At 74.3% G+C, this 11,254-nt stretch carries 12 protein-coding genes; 9 read left to right on the forward strand and 3 right to left on the reverse strand.

Annotated features, from left to right (window positions below; genetic code table 11):
- Positions 1 to 63 precede the first annotated feature (63 nt).
- Positions 64 to 966 carry a cyclase family protein gene (locus tag Voc01_RS35410; RefSeq protein ID WP_203932015.1) on the forward strand — a complete coding sequence of 301 codons (903 nt, stop codon included), beginning with the start codon at positions 64 to 66 and terminating at the stop codon, positions 964 to 966.
- Positions 963 to 1,205, forward strand: a complete 243-nt coding sequence (locus tag Voc01_RS35415) for a CBU_0592 family membrane protein (RefSeq protein WP_203932016.1) — start codon at positions 963 to 965, stop codon at positions 1,203 to 1,205. Before Voc01_RS35410 ends, Voc01_RS35415 begins: the two co-directional genes overlap by 4 nt.
- Here Voc01_RS35415 and Voc01_RS35420 read toward each other — a convergent pair.
- On the reverse strand, positions 1,185 to 1,652 hold the full coding sequence (locus Voc01_RS35420) for a hypothetical protein (RefSeq protein WP_203932017.1): 468 nt from the start codon (positions 1,650 to 1,652) through the stop codon (positions 1,185 to 1,187). The two genes, Voc01_RS35415 and Voc01_RS35420, sit on opposite strands and share 21 nt — an antisense overlap.
- Before the next feature lie 78 nt (positions 1,653 to 1,730).
- Positions 1,731 to 3,140 carry a MocR-like pyridoxine biosynthesis transcription factor PdxR gene (gene pdxR, locus Voc01_RS35425; protein WP_203932018.1) on the reverse strand — a complete coding sequence of 470 codons (1,410 nt, stop codon included), beginning with the start codon at positions 3,138 to 3,140 and terminating at the stop codon, positions 1,731 to 1,733.
- Positions 3,141 to 3,187: 47 nt separating this feature from the next.
- On the opposite strand from pdxR, the gene Voc01_RS35430 reads away from it, so the two are divergent.
- The 7 genes from Voc01_RS35430 (at position 3,188) to Voc01_RS35455 (ending at position 9,664) form a co-directional block, all read left to right on the forward strand.
- Positions 3,188 to 3,574: a DUF6069 family protein gene (locus Voc01_RS35430; protein WP_203932019.1), complete on the forward strand. Its 387-nt coding sequence runs from the start codon at positions 3,188 to 3,190 to the stop codon at positions 3,572 to 3,574.
- 227 nt (positions 3,575 to 3,801) lie between these two features.
- Entirely contained in the window at positions 3,802 to 5,433 is a 1,632-nt protein-coding gene (locus tag Voc01_RS35435) for an amidohydrolase (RefSeq protein ID WP_203932020.1), read from the forward strand.
- A 357-nt stretch (positions 5,434 to 5,790) separates the two neighbouring features.
- Positions 5,791 to 6,387, forward strand: coding sequence for a nucleotidyltransferase family protein (locus Voc01_RS35440; protein ID WP_203932021.1), 597 nt, complete (start codon positions 5,791 to 5,793; stop codon positions 6,385 to 6,387).
- Positions 6,384 to 6,518, forward strand: coding sequence for a hypothetical protein (locus tag Voc01_RS54230; protein ID WP_275423781.1), 135 nt, complete (start codon positions 6,384 to 6,386; stop codon positions 6,516 to 6,518). Before Voc01_RS35440 ends, Voc01_RS54230 begins: the two co-directional genes overlap by 4 nt.
- A gap of 71 nt (positions 6,519 to 6,589) precedes the next feature.
- Positions 6,590 to 8,053 (forward strand): amino acid permease, encoded by a 1,464-nt coding sequence (locus Voc01_RS35445; RefSeq protein ID WP_203932022.1) that lies wholly within the window; start codon positions 6,590 to 6,592, stop codon positions 8,051 to 8,053.
- Positions 8,050 to 8,973: a universal stress protein gene (locus tag Voc01_RS35450; RefSeq protein WP_203932023.1), complete on the forward strand. Its 924-nt coding sequence runs from the start codon at positions 8,050 to 8,052 to the stop codon at positions 8,971 to 8,973. Before Voc01_RS35445 ends, Voc01_RS35450 begins: the two co-directional genes overlap by 4 nt.
- A gap of 46 nt (positions 8,974 to 9,019) precedes the next feature.
- Positions 9,020 to 9,664, forward strand: a complete 645-nt coding sequence (locus tag Voc01_RS35455; protein WP_203932024.1) for a hypothetical protein — start codon at positions 9,020 to 9,022, stop codon at positions 9,662 to 9,664.
- 13 nt (positions 9,665 to 9,677) lie between these two features.
- Here the strand turns inward: Voc01_RS35455 and Voc01_RS35460 are convergent, their stop codons facing one another.
- The gene (locus Voc01_RS35460; RefSeq protein WP_203932025.1) at positions 9,678 to 11,249 is read right to left on the reverse strand and encodes a carboxylesterase family protein; all 1,572 of its coding nucleotides are present in this window, start codon (positions 11,247 to 11,249) and stop codon (positions 9,678 to 9,680) included.
- Between the last annotated feature and the right edge of the window lie 5 nt (positions 11,250 to 11,254).

Here is an 11,254-nt window from a genome sequence, read left to right on the forward strand (position 1 = left end):
GCTACATGCCGTGTGAAGAAACAATCGCTGGTACTGAACGCACGGACACGCGACGATTTCCACATGACCGAGTTCCGCGCGTCCTTCGACGCCGAGGTGACCTTCCTCAACGGCGGCGGCCTGCAGGTGCAGGACTTCCGCCTCGACGTGCCGGCGCAGGACGTCACGACCGACGCCGTCGCCGACCTGTTCGTCCGGCACCTCGGGCTGCTGATGGTCGACGAGGTCCGGCTGGGCGGGCTCCGCGTGGTCGCCGAGCCCCACCGCGGGTCGCGCCACGCGGTCCCACCGGACACCGGCGGCCGCGAGCGTCTCGTGGACCTCAGCCACGTGATCACCGCGGGCATGACGACGTACCCCGGGCTGCCCGGCCCCGAGATCACGCCGCACCTGACCCGCGAGGCCTCCCGCGGGCACTACGCGCCGGGTACCGAGTTCGCGATCGACCGGATCAGCATGGTCGGCAACACCGGCACCTACCTGGACAGCCCGTTCCACCGCTACGCCGACGGCGCCGACCTGGCAGGCCTGCCGCTCGACGCGGTCGCCGACCTGCCGACGGTGGTGGTGCGGCTGACCGGTAGCGGTGGACGCGGGATCGGCCCGCACGCCGTCGCGCCGTTCGACGTCGCGGGCGCCGCGGTGCTGCTGCACACCGGGTGGGACCGGCACTGGGGCACCGACGCCTACGGCCCCGGCGCGCCGTACCTCACCGCCGCCGGCGCGACCGCCCTCGTCGACCGGGGCGCGCGGCTGGTCGGCATCGACAGCGTCAACATCGACGACACCGACGGAACCGAACGGCCGGCGCACTCGATCCTGCTCGCCGCGGGGGTGCCGGTACTGGAGCACCTCACGGGCCTCGACCGGCTGCCGGTCACCGGTGCCCGCCTGCACACCGCACCGCCGCGCGTGGCCGGCTTCGGCACGTTCCCGGTGCGCGCGTACGCGGTGCTGCCGGCGTGAACCCGCTCGTCGAGGTCGCCGGGTGGGCGGGCGCGGGCAGCCTGCTCCTCGCCTACGGCCTGCTGTCCGCGAAGCGGATCGACGCGGGGGCCGGCTACCAGGTTCTCAACCTCGCCGGCGCGCTCGGCCTGGCCGCCAACGCGGTCGCGCACGGCGCCTGGCCGTCGGCGAGCCTGAACCTGGTGTGGCTGCTGATCGGGGCCGTCGCGCTGCGGCGGTCAGCCGCCCTTGACCAGTAGGTGGTAGCGCGCGGCCACGGCGAGCAACGCGTCCGCGTCCGGGCCGAGGCGGACGTCGTCGCCGCACACGACGTTGTCCTCGATGTCGCGCCAGGAGGCCGCCAGCCGCCGCATGGCGGGCGTGGCCATGAGCGCGGCGACGTCCCACCCGCCGCCGGGCAGGATCAGCCCGGGCACCCAGAGCGGCGCGTCCCCCGACGGCCAGGAGAGATAGCCTCCGGCGTCGTCGACCGCCCGCAGGATCCGGGCGGTCTCCGCCGCCGCGCGGACCCGTCCGTCGGCGTCGACCTCGCGCACCTCGCCGCCGCCGCCGGCCGCGAACCACACGACGCGCACGAGCGAGGCCGGCGAGTGCCGCGCGAGCGCCACCAGGGCGGCGTCCACGTCGGCGGGCTCCGCGTTGGTCTCCAGGGTGAATCCCACACCGAAGCCGAGTGTCATCGTCACCGGCGGACTGTATCCGGCGGGTCCGGCCCGGCGCGTGCACCGTCGCGGCTTCCCGCACGTGACGACGTAGCGCACCGGTCAGCGCAGCGTCGCGACCGCGTCGGCGAGGGCCGCCATCCCGTCGGCGATCGCGCGTTCGGTCAGGGTGGCGTAGCCGAAGATCAGCCCGCCGGGTCCCGGATGGGCCAGCCGGTACGGTGACACGCCCTTGACGGCCACGCCGTGACGGGCGGCGGCGGCCACGACCGCCGACTCGTCGAGCCCGGGCGGCAGCCAGGCGACGACGTGCTGGCCGGCCGCGACGCCGACCGGTTCCAGGTCGGGCAGGCGGGTGCGCAGCGCGTCCAGGAGCGCGTCGCGGCGGCGGCGGTAGACCGGGCGCATGCGGCGCAGGTGCCGGTCGAACTCGCCGCGGTCGAGGAAGTCGGCGAAGGTGAGCTGGTCGATGACGGGGGAGCCGCGGTCGGCCAGCACCTTCGCCGCGGCGACGTCGTCGACCAGGTGCGCCGGCGTCAGCAGCCAGCCGAGGCGCAGCCCCGGCGCGAGCGTCTTGCTCGCGGTGCCGCAGTACACGACGCTGTCGGGCGCCAGTCCCTGCATCGCGCCGATGGGGGAGCGGTCGTAGCGGTACTCCGCGTCGTAGTCGTCCTCGATCACCAGGGCTCGGCGGCGCTGCGCCCATGCGATCACCCGGGCCCGTGCCGCGGCCGACAGGACGCCGCCGGTGGGCCACTGGTGCGACGGCGTGAGGACGACCGCGTCCGCGTCGGTGTTCTCCAGGTGCTCGACGAGGATGCCGTCGGTCCCGACGGGGACGCCGACGACCTCCAGGCCGGCGGCGGCCGCGACGAGGCGGGTGTCGTCGTCCGGGGACGGGTCCTCGACGGCCAGCCGGCGGGCGCCGCGCGCCGCCAGCACCTGGACCAGCAGGGAGACGCCCTGGCCGAACCCGCTGCAGACCACCACGTTGTCCGGGTGGGCCGAGGTGCCGCGGACGCGGTTGAGGTAGCCGGTCAGCGCGTCGTGCAGCTCGGGCACGCCACGCCCGTCGAGGTAGGCGAACCGTTCGTTCGGTGTGGTCGTCAGGACGGTGCGCACCGACCGCAGCCAAGCCGCCCGGGGGAACGACGACACGTCGGTGCGGCCGTAGCCGAAGTCGATGCGGACCGGCGGCGGGTCCCCGGCGGGGCGCTCCGCCCGCGCGGCGACCGACCCGGCCGCCACCTGGGTGTAGCCGCCCGCCCGGCTGGTGAGGTACCCCTCGGCGACGAGCTGCTGGTACGCCTCGACCACCACCCCGCGGGAGACCCCCAGATCGGCGGCGACCGTGCGCGTGGGTGGCAGGGACGCGCCGAGGCGCAACCGGCCGGCCCGGATGCTGTCCCGGATCGAGGCGGCGATCTGCCGGTGCAGGGGTTCGGCCGCGGACCGGTCGACGTCGAGGAGCAGATCCTCGGCCGTGCTCGAATTGGTCCTGGTTCGGCCCATGCGATCGGACCTTACCTGGTGTACCGATCTGCGTCAGCCTCGATCGCATGACGACAGCGAAGCGAGTTCTCCTGCCCGGTCTGGCCGCGGTGGCCGTCGCCGCCGGCGCCGCGACGGCCGTCGCGGCCATGGCGATGGCCGCCGGCGTCGACTTCGAACTGCCCGATGGCGGCGAGTCGATTCCCCTGCTCGGTTTCTCCCAGCTCACGATCGTGTTCGGGGTCGTGGGCCTGCTCCTCGCCCTGGCGTTGCGCCGGTGGGTGGCCCGGCCGGCGCGCGCGTGGGTCCGGATGGCGGTGGCGCTGACCGCGGTGTCACTCGTGCCGCCGTTCCTCGTCGGCGCCACCCTCGCGACGGAGTGCGCGCTGGTGCTCGTGCACCTCGTCGCCGCGGCCATCGTGATCCCCGTGGTCGCCCGGCGGCTGGCCGCGTGAGCGAGGTCGCGCCGGGGATGCGTAGGCCGGCGTGATCGTCGCGACGACGCTATTGTGCGACGTCGATGGTGGCGGGCCGGCGGCCGGAGGGGTCACGTTGTCCGAGGATGTTCTTCCCCAGGTACGTCCGGCGACGGCGTCGCACGCCGCGCGACCGGTCGTCGTGCACTACCTGTGGACGGCCGTGACCGCCGTCGACTCCGCCTGAGACCGCGGAGCGAGACCCGATGAGCGACGCCGACCTGGTCTTCACCGGCGGTCCGGTGCTGTGCATGGACGGCGCGCGCTCGCGGGCGGACGCGCTCGCGGTGCGCGGGGGGCGGATCGTGGCGGTGGGACGCGGCGTCGCCGACCTCGTGGGTCCCGGAACCGAGGTGGTGGACCTCGCCGGACGGCCGCTGCTGCCGGGCTTCCAGGACGCACACGTCCACGCCGTGATGGGCGGCGTGGAGCTGGGCCAGTGCGACCTGACCGGCACCGTGGACGCCGCGGAGTACCTGCGGAGGATCGGCGCGTTCGCGGCGGCCCACCCCGACCGGGAATGGATCGTCGGCGGCGGCTGGTCGTTGGAGAGCTTCGCGGGTGGCGTCCCCACCGCGGACCTGCTCGACGCCGTCGTGGCGGACCGGCCGGTCTTCCTCTACAACCGCGACCACCACGGCGCCTGGGTGAACAGCCGCGCCCTCGCGCTGGCCGGCGTCGACCGCCACACCCCGGACCCGGTCGACGGCGTCATCAACCGCGACGCCGACGGACGCCCGGGCGGGTGCCTGCAGGAGGGCGCGGTGTCGCTGGTGGCCGGGCTCCTTCCCGCCGTGACCCCGGCCGACCGGTTGGCCGGGCTGCTGCGCGCGCAGGCACTGCTGCACTCGCTGGGGGTCACCGCCTGGCAGGACGCGATGGTGGGCGGGTCCAACGGCTACCCGGACGTGTCCGACGCGTACCTCACCGCGGCCCGGGACGGGCTGCTGACCGCCCGCGTCGTGGGGGCGCTGTGGTGGGACCGGGACCGCGGCGCCGACCAGATCGCCGACCTCGTCGACCGGCGCGCGCGGTTCACCGTCGGACGGTTGCGGTGCTCGACGGTGAAGATCATGCAGGACGGCATCGTCGAGAACTTCACCGCCGCGATGACCGTGCCGTACCGGGACCCGTGCGGCGAACCGACCGCCAACAGCGGGCTGAGCTTCGTGGACCCGCACGCCCTGCGCGACCACGTCACGGCGCTGGACGCGCTGGACTTCCAGGTCCACTTCCACGCCCTCGGCGACCGCGCCGTGCGCGAGGCGCTCGACGCGGTCCAATCGGCGCGCAGCGCGAACGGGTTCCGGGACACCCGTCCGCACCTGGCCCACCTGCAGGTCGTCGACCCCGCCGACGTGCCGCGCTTCCGCCGGCTCGGCGCGAGCGCGAACCTGCAGGCGCTGTGGGCCACGCACGAGCCGCAGATGGACGAGCTCACCGTCCCGTTCCTCGGCGGCGACCGGGCCGCGCACCAGTACCCGTTCGGCGACCTGTTCCGGGCCGGCGCGACCCTGGCCGCCGGCAGTGACTGGCCGGTGAGCAGCCCCGACCCGATGGCGGCGGTCCACGTCGCGGTGAACCGCCGGCTCCACGGCGCGACGGGGCCGGTGTTCCTGCCCGACCAGCGCCTCGACCTGGGCACGGCGTTGGCCGCCTACACCGCCGGCAGCGCGTACGTGAACCACCACGACGACGCCGGAACACTGGCCGTCGGCCGTCGCGCCGACCTGGTCGTCCTCGACCGGGACCCCTTCGACGGCGGTCCCGACGACATCGGCGCCACGCGGGTGTCGCTCACCTACGTCGACGGAGAGCCGGTGTACGCGCGGTCGTAGACCCGCCGTGCCGTCCGGGCCGTGGGGCGGTCGCGGTCCGCCGGGCCGCGAACGACAGCAGGTCGGTGACCGCGAGGGGGACCAGCACGAGCAGCCCGTACCCCTCGGCGAAGCGGGGGTTGGCCGCGCCGCCTCCCGCAGGCCGAACAGCGCCGTGCGGTTGCCGTGCCGGTACTCCGGCGCGATCGCCGCCACCGCCCGGAACACCGTCACACACCGCGCCGCGGACGGCGTCGCGCCGCGCCCCGTCCAACCCTGCGACGTCGACGACGTGGTGGCGTAGCCGGCTTCCCATACACGGTCTTCGCGCCCCACCCGGTCCCGGACGGATCCGCGTGCGCGTGGTTGGCTACCGTCGTGACCGGTCGTCTCCCGCTGGACGAGCAGCTGTCCGCCCTGAAGTCGGTCCTGTGCCGCAACGAGGTGCTGACGGAGGTGCTGCGCCGCGCCGGCGGGCTGGACCTGCCGGGCTGGTACCTCACCGCGGGCTGCGTGTTCCAGACCGTGTGGAACGTCGTCACCGGCAGGCCGGCCACCAGCGGGATCCGCGACTACGACCTGTTCTACTTCGACGGCGGCGACCTGTCGTGGGACGCCGAGGACCGCGTGATCGGGGCGGCGCGTCCCGTCTTCGCCGACCTGCCCGCCGTGGTCGAGATCCGCAACGAGGCGCGCGTGCACCTGTGGTACGAGGAGAAGTTCGGGGTCGCGTGCGCTCCGTACGACTCCACCGAGTCGGCGATCGACTCGTTCGCGGCCACGACCTGCTGCCTCGGGATCCGCCTGGAGGCGGGCGACCACTGGCGCGTCTACGCACCCCACGGGCTGTCCGACGTGTTCAACCTCGTCGTGCGGCCGAACCCGGTCCTCGCGCCGAGGCACGTCTACGGGACCAAGACGACGCGCTGGCGGCAGCAGTGGCCCGAGCTGACCGTGCTCGACTGGCCCACGTGAGGGGCGGCGACACGCCCGAGGTCCTGGCGCTGCTGAGAGGTGCCAGCATGGCCGCCGCGACCGGGGACTACGCGGCCGCGGTCCTCGACCGGAGCGTGGGTCGCGGCCCGTCGCCGGTATGGCGCCGGTGATCCGGGAATGGGACCGTGGACGCGGGTCACGGTGACCCGCGCCGCCATGGCGACGCGCGACGGGAGGGAAGATGGGTCCACTCCTCCAGCAGCTGACCCGGCGCAAGCCGGTCACCACGATGGCGCACGAGACCGGCGCGGACACCGGGCACGGGCAGCTGGCCCGGTCGATCGGGTTGTTCCAGCTGTCGATGATCGGCATCGGCGCGACCATCGGTACCGGCATCTTCTTCGTGCTCTCGCAGGCCGTTCCGGTGGCCGGCCCGGCGGTGATCTGGTCGTTCGTCATCGCCGGCGTCGTCGCCGGGCTCACCGCGGTCTGCTACGCGGAGCTGGCCAGCGCGGTGCCGGTGTCGGGATCGTCGTACTCATACGCCTACGCGACCATGGGCGAACTGGTGGCGATGGGTGTCGCGGCGTGCCTGCTGCTGGAGTACGGGGTCTCGTCCGCGGCGGTGGCCGTGGGCTGGTCGGAGTACCTCAACCAGTTGCTGGACAACGTCTTCGGCGTGCGGATCCCCGAGGCGTTGTCCAAGTCGCCGGAGGCCGGTGGGTGGGTCAACCTCTCGGCGGTGGTCCTGGTGCTGCTGTGCGCGGTGCTGCTGGTCCGCGGCACCAGCGAGTCGGCCCGGGTCAACGCCGTCATGGTGGTCACCAAGGTCGGCGTACTGGTCATGTTCGTCGTGCTGGGCGTGCTCGGCTGGGACTCGGACAACCTGACGCCGTTCGCGCCGTTCGGTCTCGCCGGCGTCACCTCCGCCGCCGGCATCATCTTCTTCTCCTACATCGGGCTGGACGCGGTCTCCACCGCCGGCGAGGAGGTGCGCAACCCGCGCCGGACGATGCCGCTGGCCATCCTGATCGCCCTCGTCGCCGTCACCACCGTGTACCTGGCGGTGGCCGTGGTCGCCGTCGCGGCGCAGCCGGCCGAGCGGTTCGAGGACCAGGAGGCGGGACTGGCCACGATCCTGCAGGACGTCGTCGGCGCCACCTGGCCCGGCTCGGTGCTGGCCGCGGGCGCGGTGATCTCCATCTTCAGCGTCACGCTGGTGACGATGTACGGGCAGACGCGGATCCTGTTCGCGATGGGTCGCGACGGGATGCTCCCGCCGATGTTCGCGAAGGTCCATCCCCGCACCCTCACGCCGGTCGCCAACACCATCGTCGTGGCGGTCGTGGTGGGCCTGCTGGCCGGCCTGCTGCCGATCAACTTCCTGGCCGAGATGACCAGCATCGGCACGCTCGTCGCGTTCCTGGTCGTGTCGATCGGCGTGATCGTGCTGCGGCGCACGGCACCGGACCTGCCGCGCGGGTTCAGGGTGCCGGGCTACCCGGTGACACCCATCCTGTCCATCCTGGGCTGCCTGTGGATCATCACGAGCCTGCGCGGGGTGACGATCGTCGCGTTCGTGGTGTGGGTCGCCGTCGCGATGGCGTTCTACTTCGCCTACGGCATCAGGCATTCCCGGCTGGGCCGGACGGCGCCGACGGCCGAGGGCGCCGGCGCCGACCCGGACGGGACGGGACCGCGATGAGCGTCCTGGCGGGTGTGCGCCCCGACGACCGCGAGCCGACCGCGGTGCGCCTCGGCGCGATGCTGGCCCGGTCCGCGGGCGAGGACCTGGTGGTCTGCACGGTCGTACCGTCGGCCTGGCCGGCCGGGGTCGGCCGGATCGACGCGGAGTACCAGGAGTACCTCGACGGCATCGCGCAGGAGGCGCTGGACCGGGCCCGCACCGGGTGCCCGTCGGACCTGCGGGCCGACTACGTCGCTCTCCACGCCCGGTCGGTGCCCTCCGGGCTGCTCGACGTCGCGGCCCGGCGCGAGGTGTCGACGGTCGTGGTCGGCTCGTCGTCGGCCGGCATGCTCGGTCACGTGGCGGTGGGCAGCGTCGCCGAGTGGCTGCTGCACAGCTCGCCGCTGCCGCTGGCGTTCGCGCCGCGCGGATACCGCTGCCGGCCGGAGGCCGTGGTGACCCGGGTGACCGCGGCGTTCGGCGGCGCGCCGGGCTCGGCCGACCTCGTCGTGGCGGCGGCCCGGGTCGCCGCGCGGATGGGCGCGTCGCTGCGGATCGCCTCGTTCGCGGTGCGGCGGCGGACCATCCTCACCGCCGGTGTCGGCTCGCGCGCGGAGGACGCGGTGGTGGCGGAGTGGGTGCGCGGCGCCGGGGAGGCCCAGCGCGACGTGCTCCGGCAGATCGCCGACCTGCCGGTGGCTCCGCACGACGTCACCACGGTCGTCGGCTACGGGCACGGCTGGGGCCCGGCGCTGGAGGACGTGGAATGGCGCGACGGTGACGTGCTGGTGGTCGGATCGAGCTCCGCCGGTCCGGCGGCGCGGGTGTTCCTCGGCGCGCACGGATCCAAGATCGTCCGGCACGCGCCCGTGCCGGTCGTCGTCGTCCCCCGGTCGGCCGTCACCGACCTGTTGGACGCGCCGCCGCCGGCGGCGTGACGACGGCGGCCGCCCCGGCGGCCCCCGCCTGCCCTATGGTCGATTCATGATCACCGACGACGCGCAGCTCCGGGACCGCCTCGGGCACGTGTACTGGATCGGCGGCGGAAGCGGCGGCGGCAAGTCCACCATCGCGACCCGCCTCGCGCGGCGGTACGGCCTCGACGTCCACGCCACCGACGACACCATGGGCGACCACGTGCGGCGCAGCGCGCCCGGGGACACGCCGTACCTGCAGCGGTTCCTGGCCATGGACATGGACGAGCGCTGGGTCGACCGCTCGCCGCCGACCATGCTGGAGACGTTCCACTGGTACCGCGGCGAGGGCTTCGGCCTCATCGTCGAGGACCTGCTGGCGCTCCCGCCCGGCCGGGGCGTGGTGGTGGAGGGCTTCCGGCTGCTGCCGGAACTGGTCGCGCCGCTGCTGGCCGACCCGCGGCACGCGGTCTGGCTGCTCCCGACGCCGGAGTTCCGCCGCGCGGCGTTCGAGAGCCGCGGCGGGCTGTGGCAGATCGCCGGCCGCACCGGCGACCCCGACCGGGCGCTGCGCAACCTCCTGGACCGCGACGGGATGTTCACCGACCGTCTGAGGGCGGAGACGACCCGCCTGGGCCTGCCGGTCGTCGAGGTCGACCTGACCGTGACCGAGGACGACCTCGTCACCCGGGTCGCCGACTCGTTCGGGTTCTGAGTCATCGAGGCGACTACGGCTGCCAGAAGCGACACTGGTGCGTCGCGTCCAGGTCCACCGTGGACACGTCGCCGGGCGCCAGCCGCAGGGTGGTGCCGCGGGGCCAGGTAGGTGCGCCGTCGTGGTTCGGGTCGCCGGTGCGGGCGAACGCCGTCCAGTAGCCGATCATCGTGTCGGCCAGGGCGCGCTGCCCGTCGGTGTACCGGTCGCCCGCTACCGGTCCGCGGCCCTTCACCTCGAACAGGTTCGGCAGCTCCGAGGCGTGCGAGGCGCCGGCCGGGAAGTCCGCCGGCAGGTCGACGAACGGCTGCGCGTTCTCGTCGGCGAACTCGTAGGTGAACACCGGCACGTGCGCGGCGAGCTGCCGGTGGACCGCGGCTCCCGGACAGACCCACATGGCGTCGGTGTACGCCGCCGACCAGACCAGTGCCGCGTCACCGACGGAGCGGTAGCGGTCGAGCACCTCGGGTGCCCGGGTGCCGAACCCCTGCGCGAACAGCCGTGGAAGGTCCGCCGCCGGGATGCGGTAGCCCGCGAGGGCCAGGAGGCCGGCGGTGAACCGGTGCTCGTCGCGGGTGAAGCCGGCCAGCACGGGTACGCGGGCGACATCGCCGCGTGCGAGAGCGTCCGCCGGCCCGGTCGGTACCGTCGGGTTGCCGTAGGCGGCGGCGCCGAACATCGCGTGCTGCGCGTCCAGCGCCCCGGTCGGCAGCGCCCGCAGGCAGGTGAGCGTCTCCGCGGTCGTCGACCGGCCACAGCCGAGCGTCGCCGCGGCGGCGACCCCGTTGCGCTCCACGGCATCGGCCGGCTGAACGAACGCGAACGCGCGCCGTGCCTCGGCGAGCCCGGACCGGGCCACGTCCCGCGCCCGGCCGATCCGCGCCGGATCCGGTGCGGGTTCGGCGAGCGTGGTCTCCAGCAGGGTCACCACGGCACTCAGATCCTGGGCGACGGTGTCGTGTAGCTCCCGCGCGATCCGGTGCCGCTCGTCCTGGACCCCGACCGCGCGGGCCTGCGCCAGCAGCCGCCCCCGCAGCCGCTCCTCCGTGGCCGCCGCCACGGTGAGGTCGCGGTTCGCCGCGCCGAGGCGGGCGTTGGTCTCGGCGAGGCTCATGTTCGCGGCGGCCAGCTCGGCGGCCGTCCTCCGACGGACCTCGCTCTCCCGGGCGACCACCCAGCCGGCGACGAGGATCGGCGAGAGCAGGCTGACCACCGGCGGCGCGGTCGGACCGACCCCGCCCTGTGCGAACGTGAGCAGCACCGCGCCGACCGCCGCCCACGCGAACGCCCACCGCGCGGGAAACAGCACGATCGCGTGCACGGCGAGGACCCAGGAGCCGAACATGGCGTACGGGTCGGCGGCGACCAGCGCGGTCATAAGGACCAGGAGCCCGCCGTAGTAGCCGCACCTGACCTGAGCCGACCAGCGCGGGTGGACGAGCGCCATGGTGAGCAGCAGGGACACCGTCGCGGCGGTGAGGACGACGGTCCACCGGCCGCCACCGGACACGACGACCGGAACCGCCGCGATCACCAGGATCGGCACCGCCGCAATGGCGGCGACCCGCCCGGCGCGGTCCGTCATGTGCC

Origin of the sequence: Virgisporangium ochraceum (genome assembly GCF_016863655.1) — a bacterium.
In the GTDB taxonomy this organism is placed as follows: Bacteria; Actinomycetota; Actinomycetes; order Mycobacteriales; family Micromonosporaceae; genus Virgisporangium; species Virgisporangium ochraceum.

Bases quoted from the DNA above. Each gene is read 5' to 3' on its own strand.
- Voc01_RS35410 (WP_203932015.1), top strand. From the start codon at position 64: ATGACCGAGTTCCGCGCGTCCTTCGACGCCGAGGTGACCTTCCTCAAC.
- pdxR (WP_203932018.1), bottom strand. From the start codon at position 3,140: ATGGGCCGAACCAGGACCAATTCGAGCACGGCCGAGGATCTGCTCCTC.
- Voc01_RS35430 (WP_203932019.1), top strand. From the start codon at position 3,188: ATGACGACAGCGAAGCGAGTTCTCCTGCCCGGTCTGGCCGCGGTGGCC.
- Voc01_RS35435 (WP_203932020.1), top strand. From the start codon at position 3,802: ATGAGCGACGCCGACCTGGTCTTCACCGGCGGTCCGGTGCTGTGCATG.
- Voc01_RS35445 (WP_203932022.1), top strand. From the start codon at position 6,590: ATGGGTCCACTCCTCCAGCAGCTGACCCGGCGCAAGCCGGTCACCACG.
- Voc01_RS35450 (WP_203932023.1), top strand. From the start codon at position 8,050: ATGAGCGTCCTGGCGGGTGTGCGCCCCGACGACCGCGAGCCGACCGCG.
- Voc01_RS35455 (WP_203932024.1), top strand. From the start codon at position 9,020: ATGATCACCGACGACGCGCAGCTCCGGGACCGCCTCGGGCACGTGTAC.
- Voc01_RS35460 (WP_203932025.1), bottom strand. From the start codon at position 11,249: ATGACGGACCGCGCCGGGCGGGTCGCCGCCATTGCGGCGGTGCCGATC.